The organism is Pseudomonas sp. LTGT-11-2Z, from assembly GCF_003691445.1.
In the GTDB taxonomy this organism is placed as follows: Bacteria; Pseudomonadota; Gammaproteobacteria; order Pseudomonadales; family Pseudomonadaceae; genus Aquipseudomonas; species Aquipseudomonas monteilii.
The window spans coordinates 486792-505238 of the sequence record NZ_CP033104.1; the positions used below are offsets into that span (position 1 = coordinate 486792).

At 63.2% G+C, this 18447-nt stretch carries 17 protein-coding genes; 9 read left to right on the top strand and 8 right to left on the bottom strand.

Annotation, left to right across the window (positions count from 1 at the left end; translation table 11 throughout):
* The 3 genes from D8767_RS02310 to D8767_RS02320 are packed head-to-tail and all read right to left on the bottom strand — an operon-like array spanning position 1 to position 2145.
* Positions 1–591: a YggT family protein gene (locus D8767_RS02310; RefSeq protein WP_016712510.1), complete on the bottom strand. Its 591-nt coding sequence runs from the start codon at positions 589–591 to the stop codon at positions 1–3.
* A 10-nt stretch (positions 592–601) separates the two neighbouring features.
* Positions 602–1420 carry a pyrroline-5-carboxylate reductase gene (proC, locus tag D8767_RS02315; RefSeq protein WP_025752259.1) on the bottom strand — a complete coding sequence of 273 codons (819 nt, stop codon included), beginning with the start codon at positions 1418–1420 and terminating at the stop codon, positions 602–604.
* Positions 1421–1458: 38 nt separating this feature from the next.
* Positions 1459–2145, bottom strand: coding sequence for a YggS family pyridoxal phosphate-dependent enzyme (locus tag D8767_RS02320; protein ID WP_016712508.1), 687 nt, complete (start codon positions 2143–2145; stop codon positions 1459–1461).
* Between the two features lie 65 nt (positions 2146–2210).
* Between D8767_RS02320 and D8767_RS02325 the strand changes: the two genes are divergently transcribed.
* On the top strand, positions 2211–3209 hold the full coding sequence (locus D8767_RS02325) for a type IV pilus twitching motility protein PilT (RefSeq protein WP_016712507.1): 999 nt from the start codon (positions 2211–2213) through the stop codon (positions 3207–3209).
* A gap of 61 nt (positions 3210–3270) precedes the next feature.
* On the opposite strand, the gene D8767_RS02330 is transcribed toward D8767_RS02325, so the two are convergent.
* Complete coding sequence (locus D8767_RS02330; RefSeq protein WP_016712506.1) at positions 3271–3897, bottom strand: C40 family peptidase; 627 nt, start codon at positions 3895–3897, stop codon at positions 3271–3273.
* A 167-nt stretch (positions 3898–4064) separates the two neighbouring features.
* Here D8767_RS02330 and D8767_RS02335 point away from each other — a divergent pair, with 167 nt between their 5' ends.
* Entirely contained in the window at positions 4065–4481 is a 417-nt protein-coding gene (locus D8767_RS02335; RefSeq protein WP_016712505.1) for an NINE protein, read from the top strand.
* An 86-nt stretch (positions 4482–4567) separates the two neighbouring features.
* On the opposite strand, the gene D8767_RS02340 is transcribed toward D8767_RS02335, so the two are convergent.
* From D8767_RS02340 to D8767_RS02350, 3 genes are all read right to left on the bottom strand, one after another.
* Positions 4568–5266: an SPOR domain-containing protein gene (locus tag D8767_RS02340; protein ID WP_016712504.1), complete on the bottom strand. Its 699-nt coding sequence runs from the start codon at positions 5264–5266 to the stop codon at positions 4568–4570.
* A gap of 1 nt (position 5267) precedes the next feature.
* On the bottom strand, positions 5268–7004 hold the full coding sequence (gene argS / locus D8767_RS02345) for an arginine--tRNA ligase (protein WP_016712503.1): 1737 nt from the start codon (positions 7002–7004) through the stop codon (positions 5268–5270).
* Positions 7005–7123: 119 nt separating this feature from the next.
* Positions 7124–9343: a primosomal protein N' gene (locus D8767_RS02350; protein ID WP_016712502.1), complete on the bottom strand. Its 2220-nt coding sequence runs from the start codon at positions 9341–9343 to the stop codon at positions 7124–7126.
* A gap of 167 nt (positions 9344–9510) precedes the next feature.
* Here D8767_RS02350 and rpmE point away from each other — a divergent pair, with 167 nt between their 5' ends.
* From rpmE to D8767_RS02365, 3 genes are all read left to right on the top strand, one after another.
* Positions 9511–9726: a 50S ribosomal protein L31 gene (gene rpmE / locus D8767_RS02355; protein WP_012274639.1), complete on the top strand. Its 216-nt coding sequence runs from the start codon at positions 9511–9513 to the stop codon at positions 9724–9726.
* A 2-nt stretch (positions 9727–9728) separates the two neighbouring features.
* Positions 9729–10550 (top strand): thermonuclease family protein, encoded by an 822-nt coding sequence (locus D8767_RS02360; RefSeq protein WP_016712501.1) that lies wholly within the window; start codon positions 9729–9731, stop codon positions 10548–10550.
* 178 nt (positions 10551–10728) lie between these two features.
* The gene (locus tag D8767_RS02365; protein WP_060709875.1) at positions 10729–11997 is read left to right on the top strand and encodes a malic enzyme-like NAD(P)-binding protein; all 1269 of its coding nucleotides are present in this window, start codon (positions 10729–10731) and stop codon (positions 11995–11997) included.
* A 186-nt stretch (positions 11998–12183) separates the two neighbouring features.
* Here D8767_RS02365 and D8767_RS02370 read toward each other — a convergent pair whose 3' ends face one another.
* A complete protein-coding gene (locus D8767_RS02370) occupies positions 12184–14637 on the bottom strand; it encodes a penicillin-binding protein 1A (protein ID WP_016712498.1) in 2454 nt (817 codons plus the stop codon).
* A 190-nt stretch (positions 14638–14827) separates the two neighbouring features.
* On the opposite strand from D8767_RS02370, the gene pilM reads away from it, so the two are divergent.
* The 4 genes from pilM to D8767_RS02390 are packed head-to-tail and all read left to right on the top strand — an operon-like array spanning position 14828 to position 18447.
* A complete protein-coding gene (pilM, locus tag D8767_RS02375; protein ID WP_016712497.1) occupies positions 14828–15709 on the top strand; it encodes a type IV pilus biogenesis protein PilM in 882 nt (293 codons plus the stop codon).
* A complete protein-coding gene (locus D8767_RS02380) occupies positions 15706–16242 on the top strand; it encodes a PilN domain-containing protein (RefSeq protein WP_016712496.1) in 537 nt (178 codons plus the stop codon). Before pilM ends, D8767_RS02380 begins: the two co-directional genes overlap by 4 nt.
* Before the next feature lie 11 nt (positions 16243–16253).
* Positions 16254–17255 (top strand): pilus assembly protein PilP, encoded by a 1002-nt coding sequence (locus D8767_RS02385; protein ID WP_028698443.1) that lies wholly within the window; start codon positions 16254–16256, stop codon positions 17253–17255.
* Positions 17179–18447, top strand: coding sequence for a type IV pilus secretin PilQ (locus D8767_RS02390; protein ID WP_016712494.1), 1269 nt, complete (start codon positions 17179–17181; stop codon positions 18445–18447). Before D8767_RS02385 ends, D8767_RS02390 begins: the two co-directional genes overlap by 77 nt.

Below are 18447 nucleotides of genomic sequence, written 5' to 3' on the forward strand. Positions count from 1 at the left end.
TCAGATCATGCGGAACAGTTCCTGTGGCATGCCGGCGTAGGCGGCCAGCGGGGGCATGACGAACGACTGGATCACCTGGATCGCCAGGAAGGCGAAGATCGGCGAGATATCCATGCCGCCCAGGTTAGGCACGATACGGCGGAACGGTGCCAGCACTGGCTCGCTGATCTGGTAGGCCAGCTCGGCGGCCGGGTTATGGCTGTTGGGCGCGACCCACGAAACGATCACCATCACGATCATCGCCACCCAGAAAATCTTCAGGAACAGCGAGGTGATACCAATGATCGCCCACATCAGCAGGTGCAGGATGTCGCCGAACGTGCCGTAGGTGACCATCAGCACGAAGCCCATCAGCAGGGCCTGGATAACGATTGCCAGCAGCAGCGACGAGGTGTCGAGCCCGCCCACACTGGGGATGACCCGGCGGATCGGCTTGAGCAGCGGCTGGGTGGCGCGCACCGCGAACTGGCAAAGCGGGTTGTAGAAGTTGGCTTTGACCAGCTGCAGCACGAAGCGCAGCAGTACGATCACCAGGTACAGGCTGACCAAGGTTTGCACCACGAAGATCGCGGCACCGGACAGTGCATTCATCTAAAGCTCCTTATTTGCCCAGTTGTTCGGCCAGCTCGGCAGAGCGCGTGGCCGCAGCCTGCAGTGCCTGCTCGACGATGGCTTCGAAGCCGCTGGCCTGGAACGACTTGATCGCCGCTTCCGTGGTGCCGGCGGGCGAGGTGACGCGGCGGCGCAGTTCGGCGGCATCGACATCGCTGGCAACCGCCATGCGCGCCGCGCCCAAGGCCGTCTGCAAGGTCAGCTGCGAGGCGGTTTCGCGTGGCAGGCCGAGTTTTTCGCCTGCCGCTGTCATGGCCTCGATCAGCAGGAAGAAGTACGCCGGGCCACTGCCGGACACGGCGGTCACAGCGTCCAGTTGCTGCTCCTGCTCCAGCCACAGGGCAGTGCCCACGGCCGACAGCAGTTGCTCGGCCTGCTGGCGCTGTTCGCCGGACACTTCGGCGGTGGCGTACAGGCCGCTCACGCCCTGACGCAGCAGCGCCGGGGTGTTGGGCATGCAACGCACGACCGGGCGAGCGCCCACCCAGCTTTGCAGGCTGGCGCAGGTGATGCCGGCGGCGATGGAAACGATCAGCTGGCCATCCTGCAGGTTGGGTTGCAGGGCCTGGCACACGGCTTTCATGACCTGCGGCTTGACTGCCAGCACGATGACATCGGCGCCGTCGATGGCCTGGGCGTTGTGCTCGAAGGTTTCGATGCCGTGCTCCGCCTGGATGCGGCTGCGGGTCTCGGCGCCCGGGTCGCTGGCGCGGATCTGCGAGGCGTCCAGGCCCTGGGCACGCAGACCACCGATCAGGCTGGCGGCCATGTTGCCGGCGCCGATAAAGGCAATGCGAGTCTTGCTCATGTCAGGTCCTTGTGGAAAAGAGTGAGTGAAGCATGGAATCAGGTGTTGCCGTAGTCGCGTGCCCCGAACAGGGCGGTACCGATACGCACCCAGGTCGCACCCTGAGCAATCGCCGCTTCCAGGTCGTGGCTCATGCCCATGGACAGGGTGTCCAGGCCAAGGTCCAGCCCTTCCTGCAACGCGCGCAGGCTGGCGAAAGCAGCCTCCTGGGCAGCGCGATCATCGGTGGGTTCGGGGATTGCCATCAGCCCGCGCAGGCGCAGGTTGGGCAATGCGGCCACGGCCTTGGCCAGGGCCGGCAGGTCGGCGGGGGCGCAGCCGGACTTGCTGTCTTCGCCACTGACGTTCACCTGCAGGCAGATGTTCAGTGGCGCCAGCCCGGCAGGGCGCTGCTCGGACAGGCGTTGGGCGATTTTCAGGCGGTCCACGGAATGCACCCAGTCGAAATGCTCGGCAATGGCTTTGGTCTTGTTCGACTGAATGGGGCCGATGAAGTGCCAGATCAAGGGCAAGTCGCTGAGCGCCTGCTGCTTTGTCAGCGCTTCCTGTAGGTAGTTTTCCCCGAAGTCACGCACGCCGGCAGCGTGGACCTCGCGGATAGCGCTGGCGGGCTTGGTCTTGCTCACAGCCAGCAGCTGGACGCTGGCCGGATCACGCCCGGCTGCCTGGGCAGCACTGGCGATACGGGCGGAAATCGCGGAAAGGTTGTCTGCTAGGGTGGACATGGATGGATGCCGGCAGCTGTAGGGTTTGCGGCATTCTACCTACTTGAAGGCCTTTGGGGAGTCTCATGGATGTGACCGACCTGTTGGCCCGAGCCGTGGAGGCGGGGGCTTCGGACCTGCACCTGGCGGCGGGCCAGATACCGATGCTGCGCCTGGACGGTGAATTGCAGCGCATGTACTTGCCGCCGCTGGTGGCGGCAGACCTGGCCGAGGGTATGGCGCTCTTGATGACAGAGCAGCAAAGGCGGCAATGGGCCGAGGGCGATGAACTGGACTTGGCGCTGGCATTGCCCACGCTCGGCCGTTTTCGGCTGAACCTGTTTCGCCAGCTGAATGGCCCTGGAGCAACCTTTCGGCTGATCCCCGGGCGGATCGCCACGCTGGATGAACTGGACCTGGGGGATGTGTATCAAGCTGTTGCGCAATGCCATGATGGCTTGGTCCTGGTGGGTGGGCCGACCGGCAGTGGCAAGTCCAGCACCCTGGCGTCGCTGCTTGACCAGCTGAACCGGGAGCGTGCGCTGCACATCATTACCCTGGAAGACCCGGTCGAAGTTATCCACAGCAGCCAACGCAGCCTGGTCAATCAGCGTGAGATTGGCCGCCACAGCGGCGGCTTTGCCCAGGGGCTGCGCAGTGCCCTGCGACAGGACCCGGATGTGATCATGATTGGCGAATTGCGCGACCTGGAGACCGTTCGTCTGGCCTTGCGCGCGGCAGAGACTGGGCACCTGGTGCTGGCGACGGTGCATACGCGTTCGGCCGTAAACAGCATCGATCGGTTGGTGGAGGTGTTTGCTGCCGAGGAAAAGCCGTTGGTGCGCGCGATGCTGGCCGAGTCGCTGCGCCTGGTGGTGGCGCAGGTGCTGGTCAGGCGCGTAGGTGGCGGGCGGGTTGCAGCGCGGGAAGTGCTGGTGGCGACGACGGCGGTGCGTAACCTGGTGCGTGAGGGGCGGATGGCGCAGTTGTGTTCGGTGATGCAGGCGGGTGCTGCAGAAGGGATGCGGACGATGGAGGGGGCAATGCGGGAGCTGAAGGAAAAGCGATTGATCAGCGATTTATAGTGCCTGTTCCGGCCTTATCGCTGGCTTGCCGACGATAAGGCCAGTACTGACAGAGCCGGGGTCAGCGCTTGGCCAGGCTCAGCTGCTGCTGTTCTTTCGGCAGCACCCGCTTGGCCACGACATAGTGCTTCTGCCAGTAAGGCTTGCTCAGGGTGTCGATGCTCACCCGCTTGCCACGCCGTGGCGCATGGATGAAGCGGTCGTTGCCCAGGTAGATGGCAACATGGTTCACCCGGCGGCTCTTGATGTTGAAGAAGATCAGGTCACCAGGCTTCAGGTCACCCTTGGCCACCTTCACGCCGTGGCCTTGGGCCATGGCATTGGAGGTACGCGGTAGGTCGACGTCGGCAACATCGTTGAAGGCGTATTTGACCAGGCCACTGCAGTCGAAGCCTTTTTTCGGGCTGCTGCCACCCCAAACGTAAGGGGTGCCGAGCACATTCACCGCACGGCTGAGCACATCGCTGCTCTGCTTCGGCGACATGGCAGCAACAGGCGCACCACGGCTGCTGGCAGCGTTGCTCGGGCGCGCGCGCAGGGTGGCCTGCTTGGTTGGCGCGTGTCTCACCGAGGCATTGGTGGTGTAGCCGGTGAAACCATTGGGAAGACGTTGCTCACGATTGGTGGCGTGGGCGGCCAGGGGCAATAATAGACAGAGGGTCAGCCATGTCTTGAGTAAAGGCGGCATAGATGAAGCTCTTATGAATAGTTATGTGTTGGGCGCGCAACTTTATAACAGCTTTTTGATCAATCTTTGATCCGTTGGTCGATTGCCCGGCTGCCGTACGTCGGCCTGCGGCAAGAAAGTCACATTTTTTTTTAGAAAATTTTTCAGATAACCCACGAGGGCTATGAATGAACAGTTATCAACAGGGTGTGCCCTATCACGACACTCACAGCAAGACCATCGGCTACCTGCTGTGGATTTTCGGCTTCACCGGCTCACATCGCTTCTACTACGGCAAGCCGATTACCGGGACGATCTGGTTCTTCACCTTCGGGCTGCTAGGCATTGGCTGGTTGATCGACCTGTTTTTGATCCCGTCCATGGACCGTGAAGCCGATCTGAGGTTCCAGTCCGGGCGTATCGACTACAACATCGCCTGGATCCTGCTGACCTTCCTCGGAGTGTTTGGCCTGCACCGGCTGTATCAGGGCAAGTGGATCACCGCGATCATCTACTTCTTTACCGGCGGGCTGTTCCTGGTGGGAGTGCTGTATGACTTCTGGACGTTGAACAGCCAGGTCTCCGAGAGGAATGCTTTGCGTTGAGAGGCTTCGCGGGTGAGCCTGCGAAGAGGCCGGAAGCGCCCACAAAAAAAGGCCTTGTCGCGTAGAAGCGGCAAGGCCTTTTTTTGTTACTGGCGGGTCTGTCGCTGCTGCAGCAACAGGTTGCTGAACCCTGCCCCGGACAATTGCTTTTGCGCCCCGGTCAGCTGCTCGCGGTTGCTGAACGGGCCCACCAGCACGCGGTACCAGGTTTCGTCCTTGACCGTACCCGACTCTACCTTCACCGACTGGCCCAGCAGGATGATCTGCGCGCGCACTTTGTCGGCATCGGCCTGCTTGCGGAACGAGCCGGCCTGCAGGAAGTACTGGGTGGTGGCTGCGGGCTTGATCACCGGTGGTGCCGGTGGCGGGGTTTGGCCGAGCAAGGCCGCTTGGGCCCGTGCGGTGTCGATTTTCGCCGCTTCTGCTGGCGTCACCGGGGTTACCGGCTGGGCCGGCACCGGTGGTGTTTTCTCCGGCACGGCCTCTGGTGGCACGATCACCTCGGACTCCGGCAGCAGGGTGTAGAAGTCGTATTTCGGCTTCACTGGCTGCTGCGGGGAGGGCTGCGCTGCCTTGCTCGCTTCGGCCACTTTCTCAGGCTTTTGCTGCTCGGGCTTGGCGCGCTTGATGTCTTCGCTACCAGGTTCGAGCTTCATCAGGAACACGATGAATGCGCCTACGGTCAGGCCGACGGCCAGCCATACCCAGCCGGGGATCGGCTGCTTGGCCGGCGCCGTCTGGCGGCTGGCACCGCGCTTGGGTGCGGGTTTTTTCTTGGCAGCCAACTTACATGCGCTCCAGGGTTTCCAGGCCGAGCAGTTCCAGACCTTGTTTGAGGGTGCGGCCGGTCAGGGCAGCCAGGCGCAGGCGGCTTTGCTGCTGCTCGGGGGTGTCCGCAGCGAGGATCGGGCAGTTCTCGTAGAAGCTGGAGAACAGGCCGGCCAGGTCGTACAGGTAGCTGCACAGTACGTGCGGCGTGCCCTTGTCAGCGACGTTGTTGAGGATTTCGCCAAACTGCGCCAGGCGTGCGGCCAGGTCCTGCTCGTGGGCAGCCTGCAGCACGATGTTGCCGTCGACTTCGTCAAAGCCCTTGCCCAGCTTGCGGAACACGCCAGCCACGCGGGTGTAGGCGTACAGCAGGTAAGGGGCGGTGTTGCCTTCGAAGTTGAGCATCAGCTCGAAGTTGAAGCTGTAGTCGCTGGTGCGGTGCTTGGACAGGTCGGCGTATTTCACCGCGCCGATGCCTACCACTTCACCGATGTGGCGCAGGTCTTCGTCGGCCAGGCTCGGGTTCTTTTCCTTGACCAGCGCATAGGCGCGTTCCTTGGCCTCGGTAAGCAGGTCGATCAGCTTCACGGTGCCGCCGTCACGGGTCTTGAACGGGCGGCCGTCGGCGCCGTTCATGGTGCCGAAGCCCATGTGTTCCATCTGCATCGGGTGGCCGACAAAGCCTGCACGGCGTGCCACTTCGAACACCTGGTTGAAGTGCAGGGCCTGGCGCTGGTCGACGAAGTACAGGGCGCGGTCAGCCTTGAGCACGTTGCTGCGGTAGCGCACGGCGGCCAGGTCGGTGGTGGCGTACAGGTAGCCGCCGTCGGCCTTCTGCACGATGACCGGCAGTGGCTCGCCTTCGCTGTTTTTGAATTCTTCGAGGAACACGCACTGGGCGCCCTGGTCTTCGACCAGCAGGCCTTTGGCCTTGAGGTCGGCCACCACGTTGGCCAGGTCGTCGTTGTAGGCGCTTTCGCCCATCACGTCGGCCATGGTCAGCTTGACGTTGAGCAGTTCGTAGGTCTTCTGACAGTGCGACAGCGAGATGTCCTTGAAGCGCGTCCACAGGGCCAGGCAGTCCGGGTCGCCGGCTTGCAGCTTGACCACCAGGCCGCGGGCGCGGGTGGCGAACTCTTCCGACTCGTCAAAGCGCTTCTTGGCGGCGCGGTAGAAGTTTTCCAGGTCCGACAGCTCGTCGCTGGTGATCGGGTTTTCCTGCAGGTAGGCCATCAGCATGCCGAACTGGGTACCCCAGTCGCCCACATGGTTCTGGCGAATGACGTTGTCACCCAGGAATTCCAGTACGCGAGCCACGCTGTCACCGATGATGGTCGAACGCAGGTGGCCGACGTGCATCTCTTTGGCCAGGTTCGGCGCCGACATGTCGATGACGACTTTCTCGCTCGGGCCGGCCTTGCGCACGCCCAGGTGGGCATCGGCCAGGGCAGCGTCCAGGCGGTTGGCCAGGGCGTCGGTGTTCTGGAAGAAGTTGAGGAAGCCAGGGCCGGCAATCTCGACCTTGCTGATGTCGGCGCTGGCCGGCAGGGCATTGATCAGTTTTTCGGCCAGGTCACGCGGCTTCATGCCCGCCTGCTTGGCCAGCATCATGGCGATGTTGCTGGCGAAATCGCCGTGGGTCTTGTCCCGGGCGTTTTCCACCTGGATCGCCGGCGACAGCCCTTCAGGCAGCACACCGTCGGTGACGAGTTGGGTGAGGGCTTGCTGGATCAGCTGGCGAATGGTGTCTTTCATGGGGATCTCTTTTCGACCGCAAGCGCGGTGAGCGCCTGGATGCGCAGGTGGAAAAACTGGGCATTATCCGTGGCTGGGAGCGGGTTGCCAACCTTTGGGGCTGCAAAGCAGCCCGGACGTCAGTACAGGTCGACCGGGTCGACATCCAGTGACCAACGCACCTGGCGCCCGCTCGGCATCTGCTCCAACACTAGCAACCAGGCGCTGATCAGTCGATGCAAAGGCGCCCGGGTATTGGCCTGTATCAACAGTTGCGCCCGGAAGCGCCCGGCGCGGCGCTCCATGGGCGCCGGTACTGGGCCTAGCAGTTCGATACCCGGCAGGCGCTGTTCGGCCACCAGGCGCTCGGCGGCGGCGCAGGCTTCGTCAAGGAAACCTTCGGCCTGCCCCGGCTTGTGCGCTTCGGCGCGCAACAGCGCCAAATGAGAATAAGGTGGCAAACCGGCGGCGCGGCGTTCGTCCAGGGCCTGTTCTGCAAAGGCGAAGTAGCCCTGCTCGGTAAGCTGCACCAGCAGCGGGTGGTCGGCCAGGTGGGTCTGGATGATGACCTTGCCGGGCTCTTCGGCACGCCCGGCACGCCCGGCCACCTGCACGATCAACTGCGCCATGCGTTCGCTGGCGCGGAAATCACCCGAGAAAAGCCCGCCATCGGCGTCGAGGATGGCCACCAGGGTAACCCGTGGGAAATGGTGACCCTTGGCAAGCATCTGCGTGCCGACAAGGATGCTCGGCTGGCCCCGCTGGATGGTGCTGAACAGGTTGTGCATGGCGTCCTTGCGCGCCGTGCTGTCGCGGTCCACCCGCAGGATCGGGTAGTCCGGGAACAGCACCTTCAGGCGTTCTTCGGCGCGCTCGGTGCCGGCACCGACCGGACGCAGGTCGACGTGGTTGCAGGTTGGGCACTGGTGCGGCAGGCGCTCGTCATAGCCGCAGTGGTGGCAGCGCAGTACGCCGGAGCGCTGATGCACGGTCATGCGCGCGTCGCAACGCGGGCATTCGGACAGCCAGCCGCAATCGTGGCACAGCAGGGTCGGGGCGAAGCCGCGGCGGTTGAGGAACACCAGCACTTGCTGGCCGGCTTCCAGGGTTTGGCGGATGGCCTGCTGCAACGGGCCGCTGATACCGCTGTCCAGAGGCAGGCTTTTCACGTCCAGACGCAGCATGCGTGGCGGGCGGGCGCCGCCGGCGCGCTGGTTCATGCGCAGCAGGCGGTAGCGGCCGGTCAGGGCGTTGTGCAGGGTTTCCAGCGACGGCGTGGCAGAGCCGAGCAGGATCGGGATGTTTTCCTGGTGGGCACGCACCAGTGCCAGGTCGCGGGCGTGGTAGCGCAGGCCCTCCTGCTGTTTATAGGAGCCGTCGTGCTCCTCGTCGATGATGATCAGGCCGGGGTTTTTCATTGGCGTGAACAGCGCCGAGCGAGTGCCGATGATGATGTCGGCCTCGCCGTCACGCGCCGCCAGCCAGGCGTCCAGGCGTTCGCGGTCGTTCACCGCCGAATGCAGCAGGGCGATGCGGGCGTTGAAGCGTTGTTCGAAGCGCGCCAGGGTTTGCGGGCCGAGGTTGATTTCGGGGATCAGCACCAGCGCCTGCTTGCCGGCTTCCAGGGTTTCGCGGATCAGTTGCAGGTAGACCTCGGTCTTGCCGCTGCCGGTGACGCCGGCCAGCAGGAACGCGCCGAAGCCGCCAAAGCCCTCGCGTACCGCGTCGAAGGCATCGCGTTGTTCTTCGTTGAGCGGCAGTTCCGGTTGTGCCAGCCAGTGTTCGTGGCGCAGTGCCGGCAAGTGGCGACGGACCTCGACCTGTACCAGTTCCTTGGCCAGTAGCAGGTCAAGGCTGTCCTTGTTCAGGTTGAGCTTGGCCAGCAGGGTGTGGGCCACGCCATGCGGGTGCTGGGCCAAGGTCTTGAGGGCGTCGCGCTGGCGCGGCGCGCGGGCAATGCGAGGGTCTTCCAGGCGGGCGCCGGGGGCAATGTGCCAGAAGCGCTCCTGGCGCATTTCGGCGGGTTCGCCCTGGCGAAGCAGCGTGGGCAAGGCCCAGCTCAGGGTATCGCCCAGGCTATGCTGGTAGTACTGGGCGGTCCACAGGCACAGCTTGAACAGCGACGCCGGGATGGGGGACACCGGGTCGAGCAGGGCGCTGGCCGGTTTCAGCTTGTCGGCAGGCACTTCGCTCTGTGCGCATACCTCCACCAGCACACCGATCATTTCGCGGCGGCCAAAGGGCACGCGGATGCGCATGCCCGGGGTCAAGGCCTGGCGCGCCATGCTCGCCGGCGCCTTGTAGTCGAACAGGCGGCGCAATGGGGAGGGCAGGGCAAGGCGCAGGATGACGTCGGACACGCAAAAAGTCTCGGAGGGCGTTACAAGAACTGGCGAGCCTAGCAGACGACGGTCGGTGCAAGCGACATCTTGCACTGACGCTGTGCTCTGGTATTATTCGCCGCCTAATTACGTGCGGTATTCAACAATTGGTGTTGGGTGGCGGCACGCAGCTCGAGGAAGTGACCATGAAAGAAGGTATCCACCCGAACTACGAAGTAGTTGCAGTCACCTGCAGCTGCGGCAACAAGTTCGAAACCCGTTCGACCCTGGGCAATGTCCTGTCGATCGACGTTTGCAACCTGTGCCACCCGTTCTACACCGGTAAGCAGAAAGTCCTGGACACCGGCGGCCGCGTACAGAAGTTCGCCGATCGCTTCGGTATGTTCGGTACCAAGAAGTAATCATGCGCATGGCGAACCCCTCGGGTTTCGCAGTGCTGCAAAAAAAGGCGCCCCTTGTGGGCGCTTTTTTTATGGGTGTCATCTGGGCCTTTCCCGCCATGGCATTCTGCCCGCTACCGCAGCAGCCACAGCAGGTGCTGGTGCGCCAGGTGGTGGATGGCGATACCGTGCGCCTGGCCGATGGCCGCAGCGTACGCCTGATTGGCATCAACGCCCCGGAAATTGGCCGCAACGGGCGCACCAGCGAGCCTTATGCCGAGGCCGCGAAGCGGCGCTTGCAGGCGCTGGTCAAGGCCAGTGATGGGCGTATCGGGCTGGTGCCAGGCGTTGAGGCCAAAGACAAATACGGCCGCACGCTGGCGCATATCTACGGCCGTAATGGCGACAATCTGGAAGCACAGTTACTCAGCGAGGGTTTGGGCTACCGCGTGGCAGTGGCTCCGAATGTGCGTCTCAGCGGTTGCCAGCAACTTGCCGAGCAAGCGGCGCGCAAGGCAGGCAGCGGCTTGTGGCGCCGCTCGCCCGTGGTCCCGGCAGGGGAAGTCAGGCAGCCGGGTTTCGCTGTGGTTGGTGGCCGCATCAAGGGTATCGAACGCAACCGTGGCGGTGTCTGGCTGACCCTCGACGACGCCGTGGTGCTGCAGGTTCCCGCTCGTCTGCAACGCAACTTCCCCGCTAGCTTCTTCGATAACCTCAAGGGACGCCAGGTCGAGGCGCGTGGCTGGGTGCTGGACCGTTCCCGCAAGGGCGGCTTGAAGCCCGGGCAGCGACGCTGGGTGCTGCCATTGACCGATCCGAGCATGTTGGAGCGTATTTCAGGCTAAAAGATGTAGACATTTCGCTATTAGATTGTACACACTGTGAGCCGTATGCCCCCGTGGGTTATAGCGTAAAGTCGTAGGCTAAAGGCCTTGACACAAGTGACCGACCAGTCTTGTGACTCCCCGGCTCTTTGCGTATCCTCGGCGGTCCGTCAGAACAGTAAATAGCGGAATGCCCACCATGTCAGACCTGAAAACCGCCGCTCTCGAATACCACGCTCAACCTCGTCCGGGGAAACTGAGCGTCGAGCTCTCCAAGCCCACTGCCACCGCCCGTGACCTCGCCCTGGCCTACAGCCCAGGTGTTGCAGAACCCGTGCGTGAAATCGGCCGTGATCCAGAGCTGGCTTACAAGTACACCGGCAAAGGCAACCTGGTTGCGGTGATTTCCGATGGCACCGCCATCCTCGGTCTGGGCGACCTCGGCCCACTGGCTTCCAAGCCGGTCATGGAAGGCAAGGGTGTTCTGTTCAAGCGTTTCGCCGGTATCGACGTGTTCGACATCGAAGTCGAATCGGAAAGCCCACAAGCGTTCATCGATACCGTTCGCCGTATTTCGATCACCTTCGGTGGCATCAACCTCGAAGACATCAAGGCGCCTGAGTGCTTCGAGATCGAGCGCACCCTGATCGAACAGTGCGACATTCCGGTATTCCACGATGACCAGCACGGTACCGCCATCGTGACCGCTGCCGGCATGATCAACGCCCTGGAAATCGCCGGCAAGAAGCTGGAAGACGCCAAGATCGTCTGCCTGGGTGCTGGTGCAGCCGCCATCTCCTGCATGAAGCTGCTGGTGAGCATGGGTGCCAAGGTCGAGAACATCTACATGATCGACCGCAGCGGCGTGATTCACGCTGGCCGCGACGACCTGAACCAGTACAAGGCGCAGTTCGCCCACGCTACCGACAAACGTACCCTGGCTGATGCCCTGAACGGTGCAGACGTGTTCGTGGGCCTGTCCGGCCCGAACCTGCTGAGCCCGGAAGGCCTGAAGTCGATGGCGGCCAACCCGATCGTGTTCGCCTGCTCGAACCCGGACCCGGAAATCTCGCCAGAGCTGGCGCACGCCACCCGCAGCGACGTGATCATGGCGACCGGTCGTTCCGACTACCCGAACCAGGTCAACAACGTACTGGGCTTCCCGTTCATCTTCCGTGGTGCTCTGGACGTTCGCGCCAAGCGCATCAACGAAGATATGAAGATCGCTGCCGCTATCGCCCTGAAGGACCTGGCCAAGCTGCCAGTGCCGAAGGAAGTGTGCGAAGCCTACGGCGTCGAAGGCCTGGAGTTCGGCCGTGAGTACATCATTCCGAAGCCGCTGGACGCACGCCTGATCACCGTCGTTTCCGACGCTGTGGCCAAGGCCGCCATCGAATCCGGCGTGGCTACCCTGCCGTATCCGAAGCACTACCCGCTGACCAGCGTGGATGACGTGTTCAACGGCTGATTGCCGCTGTAGCGACATGAAAAAGCCCCGGCTCGTATGAGCCGGGGCTTTTTGTTTGGCATTGTGAAGGATGTGTCAGGGCTGCAGGGTGTTTGCCATGGCAAAGTTGTCGCCTATGAGATCGAGCGCCGCCCGCGCGGCGCTCGATGTCAGCAGCCTCACATAACCCCAGTCAAACACCCAGCCTCAGAACAGATCCATCGGCGCCGCTTCATCCGCTGGCAGCGGGCTGCCAGGCGCTGCACCATTGCCCAGCTCATCCACCGACGGCGGCGAGTCTTCGGCCTTGAACAGCTCGAAGTAGGCATTCGGCGTGCTCGGCGAGGCAGCGCGGCCACTGACCGGGTCGACCCGCAGGCTAAGGATGCCTTCCGGTTCTGCCGGTGCGTGATTCGGTTTGTCCTTCAGCGCCGCACCCATGAAGCTCATCCAGATCGGCAAGGCCGCCGTACCGCCGTACTCGCGACGGCCAAGGGTTTCCGGCTGGTCGAAGCCGACCCACACGGTGGTCACGTAATCGGCGTTGTAGCCGGAGAACCAGGCGTCCTTGGATTCGTTGGTGGTGCCTGTCTTACCTGCCAAGTCGGTGCGGCCCAGTGCCAGCGCCCGGCGGCCGGTGCCGCGCTTGATCACGTCCTGCAGCATGCTGGTGAGGATGTAGGTGGTGCGCCCGTCGATGATCTGTTCGGCCACCGCAGGTGCTTGTGGTGCAGTCGCAACCTGGCTGAAGGCCGGCGGCGCCTCACCTGGCATGGCGGCGGTGCTGATGGGTTGTTCAGGTGCGGCCAGGCCCGCCTGGTCTTCGGCACCCTGCGGTACGCGGGCCGGGTTGGCGGTGAACAGGGTCTCGCCGCTGCGGCTTTCGATGCGGTCGATCAGGTACGGGGTGATCTTGTAGCCGCCGTTGGCGAATGTGCTCCAGCCGGTGGCGATTTCCATCGGGGTCAGGGTGGCGGTGCCCAGGGCCAGCGACAAGTTGCGTGGCAGGTCCTGCTTGTTGAAACCGAACTTGGCAATGTAGTCGATGGTGCGGTCTACACCCATGGCCTGCAGCAAGCGGATCGACACCAGGTTACGCGACTTGTACAGCGCTTCGCGCATGCGGATCGGGCCAAGGAAGGTGTTGGTATCGTTCTTCGGCCGCCACACTTTATCCACCGACTCGTCGACGAACACGATCGGCGCATCGTTGACCAGGGTGGCTGCCGTGTAGCCGCTGTCCAGTGCGGCACTGTAGATGAACGGCTTGAAGCTCGAACCCGGTTGGCGCTTGGCCTGCATGGCGCGGTTGTAGTTGCTCTGCTCAAACGAGAAGCCGCCAACCAGTGCACGAATGGCGCCGTTGTACGGGTCGAGGGTGACCAGGGCGCTTTGTGCGCCAGGCACCTGGCTGAACTTGAGCTTGCCGTCGTCCAGACGCTGCAGGCGCACCAGGTCACCGACCTGGGCCACGTCGGCCGGCGACTGCGGTGTACGGCCCTGGGCGTTGCTGTTGATGAACGGGCGCGCCCACTTCATGGTGTCCCAGGCAACCTCGGCTTGCTGGCCGTCGCGGGTCAGCACCTTCAGGCCGGTTTTTTCGACATGGGTGACAATGGCCGGCTCCAGTCCCCCAAGGATGCGCTGCTTGCCCAGTTCCTCCAGCCAGGCTGCCTGGGTACGGCCCGGGAAGCGGGCTTCGGGGCCGCGATAGCCGTGGCGCTCGTCGTAGTCGGAGAGGCCGTTCAGGATGGCCTTGTTGGCCATTTCCTGCATGTCGCTGGGCACTGTGGTGGTGACGCGGAAGCCTTCGGTGTAGGCGTCGCTGCCGTAGCGGCCGACCATTTCCGCGCGGGCCATTTCAGCGATGTAGGGGGCATTCACCTCAGGCGTCGGCACGTGGTAGCTGGCATTGAGGGGCTCGGCCAGGGCAGCCTGGTAGCTGGCTTCGTCGATCTTGCCCAGCTTGTACATGCGGCCAAGGATCCAGTCGCGGCGCTCCTTGGCGCGCACCGGGTTGGCCAGCGGGTTGAAGCGTGACGGTGCTTTGGGCAGGCCGGCGATCATGGCCATCTGCGCCAGGCTCACGTCGCGGATCGACTTGCCGTAATACACCTGCGCGGCTGCGTCGATGCCGTAGGCGCGGTTGCCCAGGTAGATCTTGTTCACGTACAGCTCGAGGATCTCGTCCTTGGTCAGCTCGCGCTCGATCTGCAGGGCCAGCAGGATCTCGTTGGTCTTGCGCGAGAAGCTGCGTTCGCTGGTGAGGAAGAAGTTTTTCGCCACCTGCATGGTGATGGTGCTGCCGCCGGTCTGGATATGCCCGGTTTTTACCAGCTGGGTCGCTGCGCGCATCAGGCTGCTGGGGTCGACACCGTAGTGGTTGAGGAAATTGTCGTCCTCGGCTGACAGAAGTGCCTGAATGAACTGTGGTGGAATTTCCGCGAAGCGGATCGGCGAGCGGCGCATCTCGCCAAACTCGGCAATCAGCTTGCCATCGCTGCTGTACACCCTGAGGGGGATCTGCAACTGGATGCTTCTGAGCGACTCGACCGAGGGCAGGCTGGGGCTAAGATACAGAAACGCACCGCTCACACCGAGTACGAGCGCGCAGATGACTGCGACGGAAGACCACCAGAAGAACTTCAGCAGACGTATCAAGGTTTTTCGGTGTCCAGGTTGAGAGTGGATTGCACGCAGGTCCGGCGGACCAGAAAACGCTGGGCATTATAAGCATTTTTCGCCTCTCCGGGTTACCGGCCAGGCTGCCCGTCGCCCCGATGAGCAGCCCCGGCCCAGTGTTGCCGCGGGGTTGCGACAGATCGCTGCGACACGCAGCAAGGAAGCCGCGATGTTAGGACGCTTCGGCAAGGATGCCGGTTCACTGGTGGGGGTAGAAATTGCCCCGGACGCTGTTCGGGTTGTGCAGCTTCAGCGGCGCAGCCGGCGTTGTCGGGTGCTTGCCTCGGCTCAGGAACCGTTCGAGTCAGCGGCCGGCAAGGATTGGGCAGCGGAGCCCGCTGCGGTGGTGGCAGCCTTGCGTCGTGCCTACCGGCGCAGTGGTCTCAGGCAGCGGCGGGTAGCGTTGGCATTACCCGCCAACCAGGTGATCTGCAAGCTGTGTCATCTGCCGATGGAGCAGACTGGTGCAGAGCTGGAGGCGCACTTGCTGGCCGATGCCGAGCGACTGTTTCCGTTTCCGCTGGAGGACCTGGCCCTGGATTTTCAGGTGCTAGGGGCGTCTCGCGTGCAACCGGGATGCGCCGAGGTGATGGTGGCCGCATGCCGGCAAAGTGCGTTGGCGTCTCTGGAGGCCATCGTCGATGAGGCAGGGTTGCAGCTGGAAGCCGTCGAGGTCGATAACATCGCCCTGTGCCGCATGTTGCCTCAGGGGTGCTTCGAAGGCTCGGCATTACTGCGTGTAGAGGCACATGGTGCAGTTCTTTATGACTGGCATCCCGGTCGGCCCAGCCAGCGTCGTGAATTGCAAACGCAGGGGCAGAAGGGGATGGGGCCGCTGTCGGAGGCGCTGCATGCGCTGCTTGCCGATGAGCATCTGCCTGCGGGCCTGTGGATAACCAGCAGTTGTTCGCTGGATCCTGACTGGCTGCAAAGCCTGGGCCGTCAACTGAAAACGACGTGCCGGTATTTGCCTGGCCGGGCCGGGCTTGAGCATGTCGACGGGTCGATGCTGCTGGCTTGCGCCCTTGCTTATGGAGGATTGCGGCCATGATGCGACTGAACCTGCTGCCTTGGCGTGAGCGGCAGCGCCAGGCCACGCTTCGGCGTTTTCGCTCCCGGTTGGTCGCTGGCGCCATTCTGGCGCTGTGCGCGGTGATGCTGGTCGACCAGCTGGCCCGCCAGCGCGGGCAGCAGCAGGCGCTGTCCAACACCCGGCAACAGGCCGCGCTTGAACGCTTGGCCGAGCAATTGCGGCCGTTGGATGATGTGCGTGCACAGCATCAGGCGCTGCTGGAGCGTTTGGCTGCGCTTGAGCGTTTGCGCGCTCAGCAGGGCATTCTGGGTGATGTGTTCACTGACCTCGAAGGGGCGCTGCCGATGGGCGTGCAGCTCCTTGACCTCAGCCTGGAAAACGGCCACTTGCAGCTGGCCGGGCTGGCTACCTCCGGCGCCGTGGTTGCGCAGTTCATGCGCGACCTGGAACATTCGCGTGTTCTGCTCGACCTGGAGCTCAAGCGCATCAGGAGCGTGCCGGGTGGCGATGAGTTTCTGTTGGTCGCGCGCGTTTCGGCGTTCTGGTCGTGAATGTGGCGCCGATCTTTGCCTGGCTGGCGGTCGCCGAGCACTCCAGGCGTATCAGGTGCCTGGCGCCAGCCATGGCCGCTGTGCTGGTGTTCGGTCTGGGTTGCGCGTTGCGCCTGCCGGCAGCGCTCCAGCAACAGGCACAAGAGGCGTCCAGGCAAGCCTCATTAGATGAACAGCAGTCAGCCAGCACGGCGAAGCTGGTCGAGCTGGAGCAACTGCGGGCAGCTCTGATTGTTACCGAGCAGGCGTTGCTGGAGGCTCACTGGCACCTGGCCAGCGGGGAGGGCATGAGCGACGTGCTCGGCAGCCTGGCTTCGTCGGGGCATGCGCACGGCCTACTGGTCGAGCGGTTCGATGTGCATGAAAGCGAGCCGCAGGCAGGCTACCGCAAAACACCCCTGGAGGTGCAGGTGATGGGGCCTTACACGGCTTTGCGTCAATGGCTGCACGACTGGCTGGGCCAGGCGCGTCTGCTGCGCAGTGGCGACATCAACCTTTCTATTGTCGAGGGGCAGCCAAGGCTTTTGCGCCTGCAACTGCGTGTAGAGGCCTTCGAGGCTGTCGCGCCGGTGCCGGCACCCGAGGCGTTTGCACGCACCTCGGCCAGGGCCGCCACACCAGAACCCGTGGTCGACCCTTTCACACCAGCAGCAAGACGAATGGCAAGCTTTGGGCTGGGCAGTGTGCCGTTGGCACAACTGGAAATGGTCGGCAGCCTGTCGCGCGGGATGTCGCACGAGGCGCTGCTGATGGCGGCTGGCAGGCTCTATAGGGTTCGGGCAGGCGAGCGTTTAGGGCGTAACCACGGTGTGGTGGAGCGGGTCGACCAAGACCAGGTCGAGGTCCGCGAACGGCTATTCATGGCGGGGGTGTGGCACGAGCGCACAGCGTTCATCACCCTTGCAAAGCGCCTGGGCAAGGAGGCCCCGGACCGGAATGAAAATGTTGATGAAATGGGTGTTGGCAGCCCTGCTGCCGATCCCGCTGGCGTCGGCGATGCCTTACCAGGGTGAGCCCCTGTCGTTGAACTTCCAGGATGTGGAAGTGCGCTCGGTGCTGCAGGTGCTGGCTGATTATGCGGGCGTCAACCTGGTTGCGGGTGACGACGTACAAGGTAACGTCACGTTGCGTTTACAGGATGTACCTTGGGATCAGGCACTCGACCTGGTGTTGCGAAGCAAGGGCCTGGCCCGGCGGCAGGAGGGTAATGTACTGCTGGTGGCACCTGCGGCAGCGTTTGCCGCGCAGCCGTTCGATGCCCCCTTGGGGCTGGAGCCGAATGCTCAGGTGCAGCCGCTACGCCGTGAGCTGATACCAATCCATCATGCCAAGGCCGCCGAGCTGGTTGATCTATTGCTGACCAGCCTGGCGGATGACGGCACCCTCACTGCCAGGGGCAGCCTGACTGTCGACGAGCGCACCAATACACTGGTGGCGTACCAGCCCGCCGACCGCCTGGCGGAACTGCGGCAGCTGGTTGCGCAACTGGACGTGCCGGTGCGCCAGGTGGCGATCGAGGCGCGTATCGTCGAAGCCAACGTCGATTACGAGAAAAGCCTGGGGGTGCGCTGGGGCGGGCCGTTGTATAGCGAAAACCTGCGGCCGGGCCAGGAGCTGTTTGTCGATCTTGGTGTGGAGCGTGCGGGCAGTAGTCTCGGCCTGGGCCTGCTGCGTGGCGACCTGTTGCTCGACCTGGAGCTCAGCGCCATGGAAAAAAGCGGCAACGGCGAGATCATTTCGCAGCCCAAAGTGGTAACGGCCGACAAGGAAACGGCCAGGATCCTCAAAGGCACCGAGGTGCCCTACCAGGAAACCAGTCAAAGTGGCGCCACCTCGGTGTCGTTTCGTGAAGCCTCGCTGTCGCTGGAGGTGACACCGCAAATCACCCCGGACAACAAGGTGATCATGACCGTCAGGGTGACCAAGGACGAGCCGGATTACGTCAATGCCTTGAACAACGTACCGCCGATTCGCAAGAACGAGGTCAATGCCAAGGTTCGCGTGGCGGACGGTGAAACCATCGTGATTGGTGGCGTGTACTCCACTTCGCAAAACAATGTGGTCGACAAGGTGCCATTTTTCGGCGATCTGCCGTATGTTGGGCGGCTGTTTCGACGCGATGCATTACAAGAGAAAAAATCCGAGCTGCTGGTCTTCCTGACTCCGCGTATCATGAGTGACCAGGCGATTGCTGTGAGTCGTTGA

What these genes read in the sequence shown, in the direction of transcription:
- D8767_RS02310 (WP_016712510.1), bottom strand. Translation starts at nt 591, where the DNA reads ATGAATGCACTGTCCGGTGCCGCGATCTTCGTGGTGCAAACCTTGGTC.
- proC (WP_025752259.1), bottom strand. Translation starts at nt 1,420, where the DNA reads ATGAGCAAGACTCGCATTGCCTTTATCGGCGCCGGCAACATGGCCGCC.
- D8767_RS02320 (WP_016712508.1), bottom strand. Translation starts at nt 2,145, where the DNA reads ATGTCCACCCTAGCAGACAACCTTTCCGCGATTTCCGCCCGTATCGCC.
- D8767_RS02325 (WP_016712507.1), top strand. Translation starts at nt 2,211, where the DNA reads ATGGATGTGACCGACCTGTTGGCCCGAGCCGTGGAGGCGGGGGCTTCG.
- D8767_RS02330 (WP_016712506.1), bottom strand. Translation starts at nt 3,897, where the DNA reads ATGCCGCCTTTACTCAAGACATGGCTGACCCTCTGTCTATTATTGCCC.
- D8767_RS02335 (WP_016712505.1), top strand. Translation starts at nt 4,065, where the DNA reads ATGAACAGTTATCAACAGGGTGTGCCCTATCACGACACTCACAGCAAG.
- argS (WP_016712503.1), bottom strand. Translation starts at nt 7,004, where the DNA reads ATGAAAGACACCATTCGCCAGCTGATCCAGCAAGCCCTCACCCAACTC.
- rpmE (WP_012274639.1), top strand. Translation starts at nt 9,511, where the DNA reads ATGAAAGAAGGTATCCACCCGAACTACGAAGTAGTTGCAGTCACCTGC.
- D8767_RS02360 (WP_016712501.1), top strand. Translation starts at nt 9,729, where the DNA reads ATGCGCATGGCGAACCCCTCGGGTTTCGCAGTGCTGCAAAAAAAGGCG.
- D8767_RS02365 (WP_060709875.1), top strand. Translation starts at nt 10,729, where the DNA reads ATGTCAGACCTGAAAACCGCCGCTCTCGAATACCACGCTCAACCTCGT.
- pilM (WP_016712497.1), top strand. Translation starts at nt 14,828, where the DNA reads ATGTTAGGACGCTTCGGCAAGGATGCCGGTTCACTGGTGGGGGTAGAA.
- D8767_RS02380 (WP_016712496.1), top strand. Translation starts at nt 15,706, where the DNA reads ATGATGCGACTGAACCTGCTGCCTTGGCGTGAGCGGCAGCGCCAGGCC.
- D8767_RS02390 (WP_016712494.1), top strand. Translation starts at nt 17,179, where the DNA reads ATGAAAATGTTGATGAAATGGGTGTTGGCAGCCCTGCTGCCGATCCCG.